Genomic DNA, 19,306 nt, shown 5'->3' with positions numbered 1-19,306 from the left:
ACGGCGCGCTTATGGACGAACATGACGCTGCGATCAAGACTGCTATTGCAGTCGGGCTGCCCGCCTACTCGTCCAGCTCGGCGTTTACGGCTGGTGGTGTCGCTTTGCCTGAGCCGCGCTTCACATTGCGGCGGATCATGCCGAAATCGGCGCCGCCGCTGGCAAAGGCCGTGACGAAGTAGAGCAGCGCCCCGCCGGCCACCAGCCCCAGCAGCGTCGTCGCCTTGACGACCAGCGGCGAGCCGGAGCCGAGGCTGGCGCTCAGCCAGTGTTCGGCGAAATAGAGGGCGACGCCCATCACCCCCGCCGAGAGCACCAGACGCGGAATGCGCTTCAGAAGCGGCACGTCGCGGCCCCAATGGCCGCGCCGGATCAGCACCCCGAGCAGCATCAGCGCGTTGACCCAGCCGGCCACCGCCGAGGCCACGGCGATGCCGGGCGCGCCCATCCTCGGAAACAGCGTCAGCGCGGTGGCGACGTTCACCGCCACCGAGATGGCGGCGAAGATCATCGGCGTGCGTGTGTCCTCGCGGGCGAAATAGCCCGGGGTGAACGCCTTGATCAGCACGAAGGCCGGCAGGCCAAGCCCGAAGATCGCCAGGATCGCCGCCACGACAGGCGTCGAATGGTTGGCGGCGAACGCGCCGCGCTCATAGACCAGCCGCACGATCGGCTCAGACATGACCCAGAGCGCCACCGCAGCCGGCAAGGTCATGAACAAGGTGAATTCGACCGAGCGGTTTTGCAGATTGGCCGCCTCGATCAGATTGCCCGACTTCAGCGCCCGCGACAGTTCCGGCAACAGCACGATCGCAACGGCGACGCCGACCACGCCAAGTGGCAGCTGGTAGACGCGGTCGGCATAGGCGAGCGAGGAGACGGCGCTGTCCTGCGCCGACGCGATGGCGGTGCCGATCAGCTGGTTGATCTGGGTGATGCCGCCGGTGATCGCCGCCGGCAGCGCCAGGATCAGGAGCCGCTTCACGTTCGGCGTCATCTTCGGCCGGCGGAAACCGATCGAGATCCCCGCGTTGCGAACCGCCACCCAGACGATGGCGAGCTGCACGAGGCCCGCCGCCAGAACGCCCCAGGACAGGCTGAAGCCGACGGCATGCGCATCCAGCCCATGATACCAGGCATAGCCAAGCACGCTGATCAGGATGATGTTGAGAAAGGCAGGCGCGATCGCCGCGGCGAAATAGCGGCGTAGCGAATTCAGCATGCCCGCCATCATGGCGGCCAGCGACATGCAGATGAGATAGGGGAACATGATCGTCGCCAGAGTGACTGTCGTCTCGAACTTGCCCGGCGTGTCGGCGAAACCCGGCGCCACCAGGTAGCGCACGATCAGCGGCATCGCCAGTTCCATGGCGATGGTCAGCGCCAGCAGCGCCGTGAACAGCACCCCGAACACTTCCTCTGAAAAGCGCTTGGCGCCGTCGGTGCCGTGCGTCTCGATCTCCTTGGCGAACAGCGGCACGAAGGCGGCGTTGAAGGCGCCTTCGGCGAACAGCCGGCGAAAGGTGTTGGGAAACTGGAAGGCGGCGTTGAAGGCGTCGGCCACCGGTCCGGTGCCCAGTGCTGCCGCCATCAGCATCTCGCGGCCGAAACCGAGCGCGCGGCTCATCAGCGTGCCGGAAGCGACCGTAGCGAATTTCTTGACGAGGCTCATGCGTTTGGAGACTGCCTGCGCGATTGGGACAAAGTGATGGTGGCGCTCACTCGGCGGCGGCCCTGGTCCTGCTGCCGCGTTCGGAGGCCGTGCCCTCGAGCGTCGCCGTCAGCCGGTTGCGGATGGTGGTGGTGCGTGACGGGCTGTCGATCTTCTGGCCGGTGAGATCGGTGACATAGAACGTATCGATCACCTTTTCGCCGAAGGTGGTGATGTGGGCCGACGCGATGTCGAGCGACAGGTCGGACAGCGTTCCGGTGATCTCCGACAACAGGCCCGGCCGGTCCAGCCCCTCGACCTCGATCACCGAAAATCGGTTCGACAGCGTGTTGCGGATTTCGGCGCGCGGCGCGATCCGGAAGACCTTGGCGCCGCGCTTGGGCTTGGTGCGCTTCTCGATCATTTCCGGCAGCCAGCTTTTGCCCGACAGCACGTCCTCGATCAGCCGCCCGACGCGCTCGGCACGCCGGCGCTCGTCCTCGTCGCGATCGAACTCCCTCGAGATCAGGATCGTGTCCAGCGCGCGGCCGTCCGAGGTGGTGAAGATCTGCGCGTCGACGATGTTGCCGCCGGCCGCCGCACAGGCGCCGGCGATCACCGACAGCAGGCGCGGATGGTCCTGCGCCAAAACGGTGATCTCGGTCACCGCCTCGAACTGGTGCGTCTTGACCATGGTGGCGAGCTTGTTGCCGGACGCATCCGCCTCGCGGATGAATTCGGCGTGGCGAAGCTGGTCCGGCAGGTCGACGGTCAACAGGTAATTCTCATAGTGCAGGCCGACATAGCGTTTGCGGATCTTGTCGGGCCAGCCGGCGAGGGCTTCGGCCAGGCACTCGCGCGCCGCCGCCGTGCGCTGGGCGCGCGACACTTCCGAGAAGCCGCCGGTGAGCAGCAGTTCGGTCTCGTAGTACAGCGTGCGCAGCAACTGGCCCTTCCAACCGTTCCAGACGCCCGGTCCGACGCCCCTGATGTCGCAGACGGTGAGGATGAGAAGCAGCTTCAGCCGCTCGACGGACTGCACGATCGAGGCGAAGTCCTCGATCGTCTTGCGATCGTTGAGATCGCGCGTCTGCGCCGTCATCGACATGACCAGATGGTTCTCGACCAGCCAGGCCACCGTTTCGGTGTCGGCGGTCGAAAGTCCCATATGCGGGCAGATGCGCCGGGCGATCCGCGCGCCGGCTTCCGAATGGTCCTCCGGCCTGCCCTTGGCGATGTCGTGCAGCAGCACGGCGACGTAGAGCGCTTCGCGGCTCTTTCTCAGTCCCGGCATCAGCGAATGCGACAGCGGATGCACCTTCTCGCCGTCGCCGCGCTCGATCTCGGCCAGCACGCCGATGCAGCGGATCAGATGCTCGTCGACCGTGTAGTGGTGGTACATCGAGAACTGCATCATGGCGACGATCTTGCCGAAATCGGGGATCAGCCGGCCGAGCAGCCCCGCCTCGTTCATGCGGCGCAGATTGAGCTCGGCGTTGCGGTCCGAGGTCAGGATGTCGAGGAACAGCCGGTTGGCCTCCTCGTCGCGCCGGAGCGATTTGTTGACCAGGCCGAGCGAGCGGGTGAGCAGCTTCAGCGCGTCGGGGTGAAACTCCAGCCCGTGCTTGTCGGCGAACCAGAACAGCCTGAGCAGATTGACCGGATCGCGCTCGAACACCTGGTCGTCGGCGATGTTGATACGGTGGTTGTCGACGATGAAATCCGACGTGCCGGCAAGCTTGCGCTTGCGGCGCTGGAAGGTGAGGAAGATGCGGTTGAAGCCCGGCACATGCTTGGCCTGCTCCTCTTCGAGCGCGGCGCAGAAGATGCGGGTCAGGTCGCCGACATCCTTGGCGACGAGGAAATAGTGTTTCATGAAGCGCTCGACCGCCGACAGGCCGGGATGCGTGGTGTAGCCCAGCCGCTCAGCAATCTCGCGCTGGATGTCGAAATGCAGCCGCTCCTCGGCCTTGCCGGTGAGGAAATGCATGTGGCAGCGCACGGCCCACAGGAAATCCTCGGCCTTCTGGAATTCCCGGTACTCGGCCTGCGTGAAGACGCCCTTCTCGACCAGCTCCTCGCCGGTGCGCACCCGGTAGAAATATTTGCCGATCCAGAACAGCGTCTGCAGGTCGCGCAGGCCGCCCTTGCCGTCCTTGACGTTGGGCTCGACCAGATAGCGGCTTTCGCCCGCCTTGGCATGGCGCTCGTCGCGTTCGGCGAGCTTGGCCTGCACATATTCCGGTCCGGTGGTGCGCACCACCTCATGGTCGAAGCGCAGCATCAGTTCGTCGTAGAGCTTCTGCTCACCCCACAGGAAGCGCGCTTCCAGGATCGAGGTGCGGATGGTGATGTCGGTGCGCGACAGCCGCAGGCATTCCTCGATGTTGCGGGTCGCGTGGCCGACCTTCAGCCCCAGGTCCCACAGCATGTAGAGCATGTATTCGACTGTCTGTTCGCCCCACGGCGTCTGCTTGTAGGGCAGCAGGAACAGAAGGTCGATGTCGGATCCCGGCGCCAGCGTGCCGCGCCCATAGCCGCCGACCGCGACGACGGCCATGCGTTCGGCGACCGACCGGTTCTTTACCCGGTAGACATGGGTCGCGACAAAATCGTAGAGCGCCCGGATCAGCTCATCCATCAGATGCGACAGCCGCTCGGCGCAGGCATTGCCGCCGCCATCCTGTTTCAGCATGGCCTCGGCTGTTTTGCGACCCGCGGCGAGTCGGCCCTTGAGAAGCTGGAGAACCCCGGCGCGGGCGGCCGATCCGGAGCCGTCCCCGGTCGTGGCCGCCGTCAGCGCGGTCATCTCGCGGCGCAAGGCGTCGCCGTTGATCAGTTCATCGAGCTTCAAGAAGATTTTCGCCATGGTACCGGTTGGCCTTGCCTTTTGGGCGGCGTCTATAGCGCGTTTCCGCGGCGCTGGGTATGGGGGCGGGTTGACGCGTTTCCATGGTGCGGGACACCCGCGACAATAAAATTCAAGCCAGTCCTTGACCTTCCAGTTACTGGAAGGACTACCTCCGGCTCGAAGCAGTTTGATAGAGGCATTCGAAATGACGCATTCAGATCACGATCATCACGCGCATGGTGGTTGCTGCGCGGCAAAAGGCGCGGCCGTGGATGCCGGCGCCGTCACGCGCGATCCGGTTTGCGGCATGATCGTCGATCCAGCCGCCGGCAAGCCGGTATCGGAGCATGCTGGCCGCCTCTATCATTTCTGCAGCGAAGGCTGTCGGACAAAGTTCCAAGCCGAGCCGAAACAATACCTGACCGCCACCGACCCCGTCTGCGGCATGAGCGTGGACCGCGCCACGGCAAAGCATTTTCTGCGCCATGACGGCCAGGGCTTCTATTTCTGCTCCGCCGGCTGCAAGTCGAAATTCGAGGCGGCGCCGCAAACCTATCTCGGCGACAGACCGGCGCCGGAAGCGATGCCGAAAGGCACCCAATACACTTGCCCGATGCATCCCGAGATCGTCCGCGACAAGCCCGGCTCCTGCCCGATCTGCGGCATGGCGCTCGAGCCGATGGGCGTGCCGACAGGCGATGAGGGGCCAAATCCCGAACTGGTCGATTTCACCAGGCGGTTCTGGGTCAGTGCGGTGCTCTCGGTGCCCCTTCTCATCGTCGCCATGGCGCCGATGATCGGTCTGTCGTTCGAGAACCTGATCGAGGACCGGACAAAGGTCTGGATCGAGCTGGCGCTCGCAAGCCCGGTCGTGCTTTGGGCCGCATTTCCGTTCTTTCATCGCGGCTGGGACTCGATCCGCAACCGCAGCCCGAACATGTGGACGCTGATTTCGCTCGGCGTCGGTGCGGCCTATCTCTACAGCGTCGTCGCGACGCTGTTCCCGGACATTTTTCCGCATCAGTTCCGCGGCCATGGCGGGGCGGTGCCGGTCTATTTCGAGGCCGCAGCCGTCATCGTCGCGCTGGTCTTTCTCGGCCAGGTGCTGGAACTGCGCGCCCGCGAAAAGACCGGCTCGGCGATCCGCGCCCTGCTCGACCTTGCGCCCAAGACCGCCCGCCGCATAGGAGAGGACGGTTCCGAGAGCGATGTGCCGCTGGACAGCGTCAAGGCCGGCGAGCGCCTGCGCATCCGGCCCGGCGATGCCGTGCCGGTCGACGGTACCGTGCTCGAAGGCCGCTCTTCCATCGATGAATCGATGATCACCGGCGAACCGTTGCCGGTCGAGAAGGCCGAAGGGGATGCCCTCACCGGCGGCACGCTCAACAAGAATGGCTCGCTGATCATGCGCGCCGACCGCATCGGCGCCGAGACCACGCTCTCGCGCATCGTCGAGCTGGTCGCCAAGGCGCAGCGTTCGCGCGCCCCGATACAAGGCTTGGCCGACCGCGTTTCCTTCTACTTTGTCCCGGCTGTCGTTCTGGTCGCCATCGCCGCGTTCGCCGCCTGGGCGGTCTTCGGCCCAGAGCCCAGCCTGATCTTCGCGATCGTCTCGGCGGTCTCGGTGTTGATCATCGCCTGTCCCTGTGCACTCGGCCTCGCCACGCCGATGTCGATCATGACCGCTACCGGACGCGGGGCGCATGCCGGCGTGCTGATCAAGGAGGCCGCCGCGCTCGAACGCTTCGCTTCCGTCGATACGCTGATCGTCGACAAGACGGGGACACTGACCGAAGGCCGGCCGAAACTGACGGATGTCGTGGCCGCCGATGGGTTTTCGGAGGAGGAATTGCTGGGCCTCGCCGCGAGCCTGGAGAAGGGCTCGGAGCATCCCCTGGCCGAGGCTATTGTCGAAGGCGCCGCGACCCGCGGTGTAAGGGTCGCCGAAGCCAATGGCTTCGAGGCGGTCACCGGCAAGGGTGTTTCCGGTGCCGTTTCGGGCAGGAATGTCGCGCTCGGCAACGCCGCGATGATGCGTGATCTCGGTGTCGACGTGTCCACCGTTTCGGCCGTGGCCGAGGCGCTACAAGGCGATGGCAAGACGGCGATGTTCGTCGTCGTGGACAGGAAATTGGCCGGCATCGTCGCCGTCGCCGATCCGGTCAAGGCGACCACCGCCGAGGCGATCAAGGCCCTGCACGACAGCGGCTTGAGGATCATCATGGCGACCGGCGACAATGAGCGCACGGCAAACGCGATCGCCAGCAGTCTCGGCATCGACGAAGTCCGCGCCGGCCTGTTGCCGGAACAGAAGGGCGCGCTGGTCGAGGAATTGCGCGGCAAGGGCGCCGGCGTCGCCATGGCCGGCGACGGCGTCAACGACGCACCGGCCTTGGCCGCCGCCGATGTCGGTATCGCCATGGGCACCGGCGCCGATGTCGCCGTCGAAAGCGCCGGCATCACTTTGGTCAAGGGCGACCTCAACGGCATCGTGCGTGCCCGCACACTGGCGCAGGCGACCATCCGCAATATCAGGCAGAACCTGTTCTTCGCCTTCCTCTACAATGTGCTTGGCGTGCCGGTTGCGGCCGGCGTGCTCTATCCGCTGACCGGCACGCTGTTGTCGCCGATGCTGGCGGCGGCGGCGATGAGCCTGTCCTCGGTTTCAGTGATCGCCAATGCGTTGCGGCTGAGGACATTGAAACTTTGAGCCGATCCCCCAAATACGAAACCCGATCAACAGGAGACCATCAATGACCTTGGCCAAAAAAATCGTGCTGCTGCTGATGGCGGCTGGAATGCTGGTTGCCGTCTTCCTCGAAAGCGTTCCCGCACAGAGCGAAGAGATGAAGCACGAGATGGCCGGCATGGCGACGGGGGCGGAAGGCCCGTCGACCGCAGGCTACAAGGCGGCTATGGACAAGATGCACGCCGACATGATGGCCTCCAAATACACCGGCGACGCCGACGTCGATTTCGTCCGCGGCATGATCCCGCACCACCAGGGCGCCATCGACATGGCCAAGGTCGAACTCGCCAACGGCAAGGACCCCGAGATCCGCAAGCTGGCCGAGGCCGTCATCGCGGCGCAGGAAGCCGAGATCAAGCAGATGCAGGACTGGCTCGCCGCCCATCCGGTGAAGTAAGCTTTCGCGGCTCGGCGAGAACGCCTCTGAATTTCTCGTCCGGCCTGTGATGCGATCCCGTCTCAACTGGAGCCTGCCATGCCATCGAGCGTCAGAACCACCACGCTGCCCTGCGGCGAAGCCATCCCCGTTCTCGGCCAGGGCACCTGGAAAATGGGCGAGGATTCGCGCCGCCGCGCGGAGGAGGTGAATGCCCTCAAGCTTGGTCTCGATCTCGGCGTCAAGCTGATCGACACCGCCGAAATGTACGCCAGCGGCGGCGCCGAGGAGGTGGTGGCCGAAGCCATTGCCGGGCAGCGTGCCGAGGTCTTCCTGGTCTCGAAGGTGCTGCCGTCCAACGCCTCGCGCGCCGGCGTGCAGCGCGCCTGCGAAAACAGCCTGAAGCGCCTCGCCACCGACCGTATCGATCTTTATCTGCTGCATTGGCCGGGCAGCGTGCCCCTGGCCGAAACCGTCGAAGCTTTCGAGGCGCTGAAGAAAGCCGGCAAGATCCGCCACTGGGGCGTCAGCAATTTCGACACCGGGGAGATGGAAGAGCTGGTCGGCCTGCCCGACGGCGGCAACGTCCAGACCAACCAGGTGCTCTACAATCTGGTCCGGCGCGGCCTTGAGTTCGATCTGGCGCCCTGGAGCCGGAAACGCGGAATTCCTCTTATGGCCTATTCGCCGGTCGAGCAGGGCGCCTTGGCGCGCAATGCCAGTTTAGACGCGGTCGCAGACCGCCACGGTGCGACCGCGGCACAAATCGCACTGGCCTGGGTGATGCACCAGGATGGCGTCATCGCCATTCCCAAGGCCAGCAGCCAGGACCATGTCCACCAGAATGTCGCGGCACTCGACATCGAGCTCACAGGCGAGGACCTCGCCGACCTCGACCGCGCCTTCCCGCCGCCGAGCCGCAAACGCGGGCTGGAGATGATCTGAGCGTTATCGGTGAAGCTGCCAATCTCCCCCCTCGAGGGGGAGATGCCCGGCAGGGCAGAGGGGGGCGCTGTCCCGCCAACACATCAATTTTTACAACGACGGCTTCCGCGCTGGCATACTCCGGCGAGCATCGCCAGAGGGCAAGTTAATCAAGGCCGCCACTCTACGAGGCCCCCCTCTGTCCTGCCGGACATCTCCCCCTCAAGGGGGGGAGATTGGCGGTTTCGGCGATACCGCCATGCCAGCAGGTTCAATTTACATCCCCGCCAACCCCTTCAACCGATAAAGCGCTTCCAGCGCTTCCCTCGGCGTCATCTCATCGGGATTGATGTCACTGAGTGCGACGCCCAGCGCATCGCTCTTGACCGGCTTCTGCGCTTCCCGCTTCACCGCCACGGAAAACAGCGGCAGGTCGTCGACCAGCCGGTTGGTCTTGCCCGAAACCTCGCCTTCCTCGAGCTGGTGCAGCACTTCCTTGGCACGGTCCACCACCGCCTCCGGCAGGCCGGCCAGCCGCGCCACCTGGATGCCGTAGGAGCGGTCGGCCGCGCCCTTGCCGACCTCGTGCAGGAAGACGACGTCGTTCTCCCATTCCTTGACCCGCATGGTGACGTTGTGGAGCCGCGCCAGCTTGCCGGCAAGCGAGGTCATTTCGTGGAAATGCGTGGCGAAGATCGCCCGGCAGCGGTTCTTCTCGTGCAGATATTCCACCGCGGCCCAGGCGATCGACAGGCCGTCGAACGTGGCGGTGCCGCGGCCGATCTCGTCGAGGATTACCAGCGCCCGTTCGCCGGCCTGGTTGAGGATCGCCGCCGTCTCGACCATCTCGACCATGAAGGTCGATCGGCCGCGCGCCAGATCGTCCGAGGCGCCGACGCGGGAAAAGAGGCGGTCGACGACGCCGATATGAGCCGATGTCGCCGGCACGAAAGAGCCGGTCTGGGCCAGGATGGCGATCAGCGCGTTCTGCCGCAGGAATGTCGATTTACCGCCCATATTGGGGCCGGTCAGCAGCCAGATCGCGCCGTTCTTGGCGCGGCCCTCCGGCGACAGGTCGCAGTCATTGGCCACGAACGGCCCTTCGCCCGAGCGCCGCAGCGCCTGTTCGACCACGGGATGGCGCCCACCCGAAATCTCGAAGGCAAGGCTGGCATCGACCAGCGGCCGGCACCAGGCCTCGCTTTCCGACAAAAGCGCGAGCGCCGCCGACACGTCCAGCACGGCGAGCGCATCGGCCCCGGCGCGGATCTTCTCCGCTTCGCCGACCGCTTCCGCCGTCAGCGCGTCGAAGGCGGCAAGCTCGATGCTCAGCGCCCGGTCGGCGGCATTGGCGATCTTTGTTTCCAGCTCCGCCAGCTCCGTCGTGGTGAAGCGCATGGCGTTGGCCATGGTCTGGCGGTGGATGAAGCGCGCCTTGGCGCCATCGCTGCCGGTCATCACCGCGTGATGGTTGGCGGTCACCTCGATGTAGTAGCCGAGCACATTGTTGTGCCGGATCTTCAGGGACCGAATGCCGGTCTCCTCGATCAGCGAACGCTCCAGCCCGGCGATCACTTTTCGCGACTCGTCGCGCAGCGCCCGCATCTCGTCGAGCTCGGCGTTGTAGCCGCCTCGGATGAAGCCGCCGTCGCGCTTCAGCAGCGGCAGTTCCTCGCCAAGTGCCTGCGTCAGATGCCCGGCAAGCGCGTGCGGCAGCGCCCGGATGGCGGCGAGCGCCGCCGCCAATTCCTGGGGCAGGGCGGTCGCGGCAAAGACCTCCGCGATCGCGCCGGCCGCCTCGAAGCCGGCGCGCAGCGCGCCGAGGTCGCGCGGGCCGCCGCGGTTGAGCGCCAGCCGCGACAACGCGCGCGGCATGTCGGCGACGCTCTTCAGGCTCGCCCGCACGGTCTGGCAAAGCCGCGTCTCGGAACGGAAGAACGACACCGAATCCAGCCGCGCGGCAATTGCCGCCGGATCGGTCAGCGGCGCCATCAGCCGGTCGGCGAGCAGCCTGGCGCCGCCGCCGGTCACCGTGCGGTCGATCGCCTTGAACAATGAGCCTTCACGGCTGCCCGACAGCGTGCGCAGGAGTTCCAGGTTGCCGCGCGTCGCCGGGTCGATGAACAGGGTCGAGCCGGCCTCCTCGCGCTCGGGGCGCGACAGCGGCGGCCGCTCGGCCTTCTGCGTCTTTTCGACATAGGCGATGGCGCCCGAGATCGCCGACAGCTCGGCACGGGAAAACGCACCAAAGCTGTCCGGTGTCGCCACCTCGAAGAAGCGGGCGATGCGCGCGGCCGCCGAGGCCGAATCGAACAGGCTCGGCGGCTGCGGGTTGGCGACGCGGCCGAGCATGTCGAATACCGGTCGCAATTCGGGATCGTGGAACACCGGATCGGCGACGATCAGCTCGCGCGGATCGACGCGGAAGATGTCGGCCAGCAGCCGGTCGGCGGTGGTGTCTGTGACCCGGAAAGCCCCGGTCGAAATGTCGATCCAAGCCAGGGCAAAGCTTCCTTGGGTCCCGGTCGCGCCGCCGCGCTCCCCACTTCTTGGATCGCCGCCGCCCTTCACTCGTCCCAGCGCCATCAGGAAACTCGATTCCGACGGCGCCAGCAATTTGTCCTCGGTGATGGTGCCAGGCGTCACCAGCCGCACCACATCGCGGCGCACCACCGATTTGGAGCCGCGCTTCTTGGCTTCGGCCGGATCCTCGATCTGCTCGCAGACGGCGACGCGGAAACCCTGCGCGATCAGTTTCTGCAGATAGTCGTCCGCCGCATGCACTGGCACGCCGCACATCGGGATGTCGTGTCCCTGATGCTTGCCGCGCTTGGTCAGCACGATGCCGAGCGCCCGGCTCGCCTTCTCCGCATCCTCGAAGAACAGCTCGTAGAAATCGCCCATCCGGTAGAACAGCAGCGAATCCGGGTTCGCCGCCTTGATCTCGATGAACTGCTCCATCATCGGCGTGACGCCGCCAGCGGCTGCCGGCGTGATCGCCTCGGGAGCGTCCGGTTCGTTTTGAATGTGCATGTTCATGCGCTCACGCTAGCAGATGTGGCGGCGGGGTTTAATGCCGGCCATTGGAAAAGCAGGGGAAGAACGGAGATCAACCACCATTGAACGCCATGCGTCCTTCCGACGCCAGTTCGGTAACGCTTGGCGGTTTACACGCGGCGGCGCGTAGTCTTAATTCGGAATCACACAAGGCACCCGCCTCAAGGAGGTGCCGCATGGCGAGGAAATCAAAAGCATCATGGCAAGGAAAACCGAAAACAGCGGTCCGTCCGTCAGCGCGCAGGAAGCGCTCGAATTCCACGCCATGGGGCGGCCCGGCAAGCTCGAGATCGTCGCCACCAAGCCGATGGCCACGCAGCGCGATTTGAGCCTCGCCTATTCGCCTGGCGTCGCCGTGCCGGTACTGGCCATCGCGGAGGATCCCAGCCGTGCCTTCGACTACACGTCGCGCGGCAACATGGTCGCCGTCATCTCCAACGGCACCGCGATCCTGGGCTTGGGCAATCTCGGCGCGCTGGCCTCCAAGCCGGTCATGGAGGGAAAGGCGGTGCTGTTCAAGCGCTTCGCCGACGTCGATTCCATCGACCTCGAGGTCGACACCGAGGACGCCGACGAGTTCATCAACTGCGTGCGCTTCCTTGGGCCCTCCTTCGGCGGCATCAACCTGGAGGACATCAAGGCGCCGGAATGCTTCATCATCGAGCAGCGGTTGCGCGAGCTGATGGACATCCCGGTCTTCCACGACGACCAGCACGGCACCGCCATCATCTCGGCCGCCGGCCTGATCAACGCGCTGGAGATCACCGGCCGCGACATGAAGACCACCAGGATGGTCTGCAACGGCGCCGGTGCGGCCGGCATCGCCTGTATCGAGCTGATGAAGGCGATGGGCTTTGCGCCCGAAAACATCATCCTGTGCGACACCAAGGGCGTGGTCTTCCAGGGCCGCACCGAAGGCATGAACCAGTGGAAGTCGGCGCATGCGGTCAAGACCGATGCGCGGTCGCTGGCCGAGGCGCTGGACGGCGCCGACGTCTTCCTCGGCCTTTCCGCCAAGGGCGCGCTGACCACCGCCATGGTGCGTTCCATGGCCAAGAACCCGATCATCTTCGCCATGGCCAACCCCGATCCCGAGATCACGCCCGAGGAAGTGGCGGAGATCCGCACCGACGCCATCATGGCGACCGGGCGTTCGGATTATCCCAATCAGGTCAACAACGTGCTCGGCTTCCCCTATATTTTCCGCGGCGCGCTGGATGTGCGGGCCACCACCATCAATGACGACATGAAGATCGCCGCCGCGCGTGCGCTTGCCGACCTGGCACGCAAGGACGTGCCCGACGACGTCGCCGCAGCCTACCAGGGCAACCGGCCGAAATTCGGCCCCAACTACATCATCCCGGTGCCGTTCGATCCGCGCCTGATTTCGGCCATTCCGCTGGCCGTCGCCAGGGCGGCGATGGATTCTGGCGTCGCCCGCAAGCCGATCCTCGATCTCGACCGCTACGCGCAGGAGCTGTCGGCCCGCCGTGATCCGATCGCCTCGACCTTGCAGCGCATCTATGACCGTGTGCGCCGCCAGCCCAAGCGCATCGTCTTCGCCGAGGGCGAGGAGGAGCAAGTGATGCGCGCCGCCGTCTCCTATGTGAACCAGCGGCTCGGCACCGCCATCCTGCTCGGCCGCGACGACGTCATCAAGGAGAACGCCAGGCACGCCGGCATCGACCTCGACAAGCAGGGGCTGGAGATCATCAATGCTCGCCTGTCGCGCCGCAATTCGGTCTATACCGATTATCTCTACGAGCGCATGCAGCGCAAAGGCTTCCTGTTCCGCGACTGCCAGCGCCTGATCAACAACGACCGCAACCATTTCGCCGCCTGCATGGTGGCGCTGGGGGATGCCGACGGCATCGTCACCGGCGTCACCCGCAACTATTCCACCGCGCTCGACGATGTCAGGCGCGTCATCGACGCCAAGCCCGGCCACCGCGTCATCGGCGTGTCGATCGTTTTGGCGCGCGGCCGCACCGTGATCGTCGCCGACACCGCCGTGCACGACATGCCGAACGCCGAGCAGATCGCCGATATCGCGGAGGAAGCGGCAGGCTTTGCCCGCCGCATGGGCTATGAGCCGAGGCTCGCCATGCTCGCCTATTCCACCTTCGGCCATCCCCACGGCGAGCGCTCCGAGCGCATCCAAGAAGCCGTGCGCATCCTCGACAAGCGCCGCGTCGATTTCGAGTATGACGGCGAGATGGCCGCCGACGTCGCGCTCAACGCCCGTGCCATGGCGCAATACCCGTTCATGAGGCTGACCGGCCCGGCCAATGTGCTGATCATGCCGGCCTTCCACTCCGCCTCGATCTCAACCAAGATGCTGCAGGAGCTCGGCGGCTCGACGGTCATCGGCCCACTGCTGGTCGGGCTGAACAAGCCGGTGCAGATCGTCTCGCTGAACGCCAAGGACAGCGATATCGTCAACATGGCGGCGATCGCGGCCTACACGGCGGGGACCTGAGGAAGGTCCGCGCGTCGGATGCGAAAGCAGCGGCGGATCTGATCGCGCTTAACCCGCGGAAAACACCCGCGCCGCCTCGACGACCTCCTTGACCTGATCTTGCCGCAGCAGGTCGATGGGAATGCGCTCGTCGAGCGGCGCCGAGGGGCGGGTCAGCCACAGCCATGCCAGCCTCGGATTGCCGATCAACGACAGCACCTCTCGAATACCCGCCACCGGCCTGCCGTCGACGAACTGCGCCAGCGGGAAGACGTGCTTGCGGCCGCCCTTGCGCAAGGCGACCACCTCGCCCCGCCTTTGCCAGCGGTGCAGGGTCGAGCGGGCAATGCGCAGGTGTTCCTCCAGATAGGTCGAACCGGCGACCCGCCCGGCCCAGTCTTCGATCAGCATCGATTCGAGGTCGTCGGACTGGGTGCGCGGAAGCGGGGAGGCGGGGCCGTCGAAACCCGCCGATGGATTTGTGGCGCCCGCGGTGCCGGCTTCGCTGCGGCGCGCGGCTTCCACGGCCAGCGCACGCACGAATTTCGACGCCAGCCCCGGAAGGTCGGCATGAATGGCATCGATGGCGCGCTGATGCGTCGGCGATAGCAAGGTGACGGCTGACGCTATGCTGCCGGCGATCTTGCCAACCGAGACCATGGTGGGTTTGTTGATGGCCTCGTCATAGTGGGCGAGCGCCCGCTCGACCTTCTCCGCGACCATGTCCGCGAAGTCGTCTTGTTTAAGACCGGTTATGTGAAATCTGTTCATGCATCTGTCTTCGGGCCGCGAGCGCTCCTTCCCGACTGCGCCCGTTGCTGAATTTCTAATGTGGAAAGCGGAAATCGCGGCGGCAACAAATCCGGCCGCCCGACAGCTTGCTTTCTTGCATCTTGGCACCCCAACTGGTTGAGGGCGCCCAAATGTCAGTCAAAGGGCGCCCAGATTGCGTGTAGGTGCGATGTGTGACAGCCGCGCGACGGTGAAGCTGCCGATCTCCCCCCTCGTGGGGGAGATGCCCGGCAGGGCAGAGGGGCGCGCGAAGGATCGCTAGGTTGCGGTGGTTCCCTTCCGCGTGCCCATACTCTTCGAACTGGCGCCCCGACATGACAGTACGCTCATGCCGTTCATTTCGGGCTTGGCGGCAGTGTAGAACCCTGGATATGCCAGCGGGACAGCGCCCCCCCTCTGGCCTGCCGGCCATCTCCCCCACGAGGGGGAGATCGGCAGCTTCACCGCCCTCCTACAGCAGCCCCGCCAGCTCGGCCTCGCGACGCAGATTCTGCCTTGGCCTCGGCCCGATCTGCTGGATCACCAGGCCGGCCGCCAGTGAGCCGAGATCGCCGCAGGTCTTGAGGTCGCGGCCCTGGGTATAGCCATGCAGGAAACCCGCGGCATAGAGGTCGCCGGCGCCCGTCGTGTCGACCAGCTCCTTGATGGCGGTCGCCTGGATGACGACGGTCTCGTCGCCGCGCGCGATGACGGAGCCTTTTTCCGAACGCGTCACGGCGGCGACCTTGCAGTCCTTGCGGATCTGGGCCAGCGCCTCGTCGAAGGACGAGGTCTGGTAGAGCGACTTGATCTCGTGGCTGTTGGCGAAGACGATGTCCACGGTGCCCGAGCGCATCAGCTCGAGGAACTCGTCGCGGTAGCGGTCGACGCAGAACGAATCCGACAAGGTCATCGACACTTCGCGGCCCGCCGCGTGCGCCAGCTTGGCCGTCTGCCGGATCGCCTCCTTGGCGCGCGGCGGATCCCACAGATAGCCCTCGAAATAGGTAATCTTGGCGCCCGACGCCTTGTCGGCCTCGACATCCTCCGGCCCGAGCTCGACGCAGGCGCCGAGATAGGTGTTCATAGAGCGCTCGCCGTCGGGGGTGACGAAAATCATCGAGCGCGCCGTCGGCGGCTCGCCCTGAAGCGGCTTGGTGTCGAAGGCGACGCCCTGGGCGTGGATGTCGTGGGCATAGATTTCGCCCAAAGCATCGTTGGAAACCTTGCCGAAGAAGGCGGCGCGGCCGCCGAAGGAGGCAACGCCGGCCGCCGTGTTGCCCGCGCTGCCACCGGACGCCTCGATCGCCGGGCCCATGCGGCTGTAGAGTAGCTCGGCGCGGTGCGTGTCGATGAGGTTCATCGCGCCCTTGATGATGCCATTGGTCTCCAGGAATTCCTCTTCGCACTGGGCGATGATGTCGACAATCGCATTGCCGATGCAAAGCACGTCATAGTCCGGCATCAATGTCTCCGCCAAAATCCGCGCCGGCTTCTTGCCATGCCGGCCGGGCGCGGGTCTAGCGATTTGCAACCGGTTTGCCTAGGCCATGTTCATATCGCGTGACGCCCAGGAGCTACGACAATTCGGTCGTGGCCGAAGCATTTCACCGCGGCTTTGCCTAAAAAGGGCCGTTCGATCCCGGCCCGAAGGCGGCAAGCCCATGCCTGAAAGAAACGACATGAACACCGATCTGGCGCTGCTCGCCCTCCTGGCGGTGCTTTGGGGCGCCTCCTATACGTTCATCAAGATCGGCGTCGAGACGATCCCGCCGGTGACGTTCATCGCCGCCCGCACCTTGATCGCGGGCGCGATCCTGCTGGCCATCATCCGCTGGCGCGGGCTCGCCATGCCGGGCGATGCAGCGAGCTGGCGTCGTTTCGCCTTCCAGGCGTGCCTCAACAGCGTCATCCCGTTCACCCTGATCGCCGCCGCCGAGCGCTCGGTGGATGCCGGCCTCGCCACCATCCTCAACGCGACGTCGCCTATCTTCACCTTCCTGTTGACCGCGCTCATCACCCGCCATGAACCGGTGACGCTGCGCAAACTGATCGGCGTCGGCGCCGGCATTGCCGGCATCTGCCTCATCGTGGGCACACAGGCGCTGGGCGGTCTCGGCCATGAACTTTGGGCGCAGCTTGCCATCGTCCTTGCAACGGTCTGCTATGCGGGGGCGGCGATCTTCGGCCGAGGCTTCAAGGGCCTCGACCCGATGCTGCCCGCCGCCGGCTCGATGCTCTGCGGCGCCGTCATCCTGGTGCCGCTCAGCCTCGCCGTCGACCAGCCCTGGACCTTGGCGCCGTCGACGGCGTCGATCCTGGCCTTGCTCGGCCTGTCGGTGTTTTCGACCGCGCTGGCCTTCGTCATCTATTTCCGCCTGATCCACACGCTGGGCTCGGTCGGCACGACCTCGCAGGCCTATCTGCGCGTGCCGATCGGCGTCGGCATCGGCGCCGTTTTCCTTGGCGAAAGCCTGGGTTCGACGGCCTGGCTCGGCATGGCCTTCGTCGTCGCCGGCGTCGCGGCCATGACCATTCCCACCCGCAAGCCGGCGCTCGCACAATAGTCAAACGGGGCAATCGCCTTCAATTGCCGAAGTTGGGGGCGCCGACGCTCGCAAGAGGGTGGATGCGGAGAATTCGAGCCCTCAAGCGATTGCCATGGCAACAGACGCTTGTGACGGGTGGACCTGCTGCCTATCCTCACGGCGTTCGAAGTGAGGTTGGAAGCACCGTGATCTCCAGCGCCGCCCGCGCCGCCGCCGGCCAGTTGTTCTCGCCCGAATTCCGCGCCGTCTTCCTCAAGACGCTAGGCCTGACTGTGCTTGCGCTGGTCGCCTTGTGGTTCGGGCTGACCAGCCTCGTCGAGTGGCTGGCGCTGCCGTGGCTGCACACGCTGTTTCCCGGCCTGCCGTCCTGGGCCGGTTGGCTGGGCGGCATCGTCGCGGCCATCGCGCTTGCTTTCGGCATGGCGCTGGTCGTCGCGCCGGCCACGGCCGTCGTCGCCGGTCTGTTCCTCGACGATGTCGCCGAAGTGGTGGAGCGTACCGATTATCCCGGCGATCCGCCCGGCCGCGCCATGCCGGCGCTGCGCTCGCTGGTGCTGGCGATAAAGTTCTTCGGCGTCGTCGTTCTGGGCAACATCGTCGCCCTGCTGCTACTGCTGGCGCCGGGCATCAACATCGCCGCCTTTTTCATCGTCAACGGCTACCTGCTCGGGCGCGAATTCTTCGAATTCGCCGCCATGCGTTTCCGCCCGGAAGAAGAGGCCAGGGCCTTGCGCCGGCACCATGCCCGGACGGTCTTTCTCGCCGGCCTGGTCATCGCGGCCTTTCTTGCCGTGCCGCTGCTCAACCTGGTGACGCCGCTCTTTGCCGCAGCCATGATGGTGCATTTGCACAAGGCGATCTCGGCCCAGCCCGATCGGCGGAGCAAGCCGTCCCGTTGATGCGCCAGTCCCTACCGCAGCAGAAAGCCGCGCCCCAGTTCGTCGTCGGGCTCGACGATGAATTCCGCCCGGCCGCAATAGTAGGCGCGGCCGCCGACGCGGGCGATGATCGCTTCATGCGGTCCGGCTTTCGCCATCCGCGCCACCGCGCCGGAAAAGCGCGAGCCGGCGATGCTCTCGAAAGTGCGTGTCTGGCCTGTTGCGATCTCGCCCTTGGCATGCATCGCCGCCAGCCGGGCGGTGACGCCGGAGCCGGTCGGCGACCGGTCGACCTGCGCCTCGGCGAAGACGCAGACGTTTTTCGTCGGCTCACCCGAAAACGTATCCCGCCCGTCCGTCAAAATGGTGCCGTAGAGAAAGGCGAGGTCGGCATGGTCGGGGTGCGACAGGTGAAATTCCTGCTTCAGCCTTTCGGACAGCGCCGTCGCCGCATCGACGAAATCGCGCACCCGATCGCGGCCGAATTCCAATCCGAACTGGTGACAGTCGGCCAGCGCATAGAATGCGCCGCCATAGGCGATGTCGAAGCCGATCGCGCCGTAGCCGGGCAGCTCGATCTTGCGGTCGCGTGCGAACAAGAACGCCGGCACGCTTTCGAACGACACAGCACCTGCCTTGCCGTCGCGCACCTCGACCGAGGCAATCACCATGCCGCAGGGCGCCTCGATGTTGACCATCGTCACCGGTTCCCGCTTGGTCACCAGCCCTTCGTCGACGGCATAGCGGCCGAGCGCGACGATGGCGTGGCCGCACATGGTCGAATAGCCCTCATTGTGCATGAACAGCACGGCAAGGTCGGCGCCCGGCAAATCGGGCTCGACCAGCAGCGCGCCGTACATGTCGTAATGGCCGCGCGGCTCGAACATCAGGATTTTCCGGAGATGATCAAGATGGTCGCGCACATGGGCGCGCTTTTCCAGGATCGTGCCCTTCGGGATATCGGGGTAACCCCCGGTGACGATCCTCAGCGGCTCGCCGCCGGTGTGCATGTCGACGACGGTCAGCGTCATGTGTTCGGCCC

The 19,306-nt window shown here is 65.6% G+C and carries 12 protein-coding genes; 6 read left to right on the top strand and 6 right to left on the bottom strand.

The features are described 5' to 3' along the window. Nucleotides 1-64 precede the first annotated feature (64 nt). Nucleotides 65-1,672 (bottom strand): murein biosynthesis integral membrane protein MurJ, encoded by a 1,608-nt coding sequence (gene murJ / locus FJ490_RS20615; protein WP_140497127.1) that lies wholly within the window; start codon nt 1,670-1,672, stop codon nt 65-67. A 46-nt stretch (nt 1,673-1,718) separates the two neighbouring features. Next, nucleotides 1,719-4,520, bottom strand: a complete 2,802-nt coding sequence (locus FJ490_RS20610; RefSeq protein ID WP_140670791.1) for a [protein-PII] uridylyltransferase — start codon at nt 4,518-4,520, stop codon at nt 1,719-1,721. Nucleotides 4,521-4,707: 187 nt separating this feature from the next. Between FJ490_RS20610 and FJ490_RS20605 the strand changes: the two genes are divergently transcribed. From FJ490_RS20605 to FJ490_RS20595, 3 genes are all read left to right on the top strand, one after another. After that, a complete protein-coding gene (locus FJ490_RS20605; protein ID WP_140670793.1) occupies nt 4,708-7,212 on the top strand; it encodes a heavy metal translocating P-type ATPase in 2,505 nt (834 codons plus the stop codon). Nucleotides 7,213-7,255: 43 nt separating this feature from the next. Continuing rightward, entirely contained in the window at nt 7,256-7,648 is a 393-nt protein-coding gene (locus FJ490_RS20600; RefSeq protein WP_140728836.1) for a DUF305 domain-containing protein, read from the top strand. A gap of 78 nt (nt 7,649-7,726) precedes the next feature. Beyond that, a complete protein-coding gene (locus tag FJ490_RS20595; protein WP_140559738.1) occupies nt 7,727-8,572 on the top strand; it encodes an aldo/keto reductase in 846 nt (281 codons plus the stop codon). A gap of 255 nt (nt 8,573-8,827) precedes the next feature. Here the strand turns inward: FJ490_RS20595 and mutS are convergent, their stop codons facing one another. Next, nucleotides 8,828-11,590, bottom strand: coding sequence for a DNA mismatch repair protein MutS (mutS, locus tag FJ490_RS20590; RefSeq protein ID WP_140556839.1), 2,763 nt, complete (start codon nt 11,588-11,590; stop codon nt 8,828-8,830). A 217-nt stretch (nt 11,591-11,807) separates the two neighbouring features. On the opposite strand from mutS, the gene FJ490_RS20585 reads away from it, so the two are divergent. Beyond that, the gene (locus tag FJ490_RS20585; protein ID WP_140497115.1) at nt 11,808-14,087 is read left to right on the top strand and encodes an NADP-dependent malic enzyme; all 2,280 of its coding nucleotides are present in this window, start codon (nt 11,808-11,810) and stop codon (nt 14,085-14,087) included. 48 nt (nt 14,088-14,135) lie between these two features. On the opposite strand, the gene FJ490_RS20580 is transcribed toward FJ490_RS20585, so the two are convergent. After that, nucleotides 14,136-14,837 carry a hypothetical protein gene (locus FJ490_RS20580; protein WP_140512974.1) on the bottom strand — a complete coding sequence of 234 codons (702 nt, stop codon included), beginning with the start codon at nt 14,835-14,837 and terminating at the stop codon, nt 14,136-14,138. A 472-nt stretch (nt 14,838-15,309) separates the two neighbouring features. After that, nucleotides 15,310-16,302, bottom strand: coding sequence for an adenosine kinase (locus FJ490_RS20575; RefSeq protein WP_140512976.1), 993 nt, complete (start codon nt 16,300-16,302; stop codon nt 15,310-15,312). Between the two features lie 199 nt (nt 16,303-16,501). Here FJ490_RS20575 and FJ490_RS20570 point away from each other — a divergent pair, with 199 nt between their 5' ends. Further along, nucleotides 16,502-17,404: an EamA family transporter gene (locus FJ490_RS20570; protein ID WP_140512978.1), complete on the top strand. Its 903-nt coding sequence runs from the start codon at nt 16,502-16,504 to the stop codon at nt 17,402-17,404. Between the two features lie 167 nt (nt 17,405-17,571). Further along, a complete protein-coding gene (locus FJ490_RS20565) occupies nt 17,572-18,285 on the top strand; it encodes a sulfate transporter family protein (protein ID WP_140556837.1) in 714 nt (237 codons plus the stop codon). Nucleotides 18,286-18,296: 11 nt separating this feature from the next. Here FJ490_RS20565 and FJ490_RS20560 read toward each other — a convergent pair whose 3' ends face one another. Then, complete coding sequence (locus FJ490_RS20560) at nt 18,297-19,295, bottom strand: proline racemase family protein (RefSeq protein WP_140670796.1); 999 nt, start codon at nt 19,293-19,295, stop codon at nt 18,297-18,299. Nucleotides 19,296-19,306 lie beyond the last annotated feature (11 nt).

This window comes from Mesorhizobium sp. B2-5-11 (assembly GCF_006440835.1).
Classification (GTDB): Bacteria; Pseudomonadota; Alphaproteobacteria; order Rhizobiales; family Rhizobiaceae; genus Mesorhizobium.
Note: the sequence above shows the minus strand (reverse complement) of the source record. Positions and strands in the feature narration are given on the sequence as shown.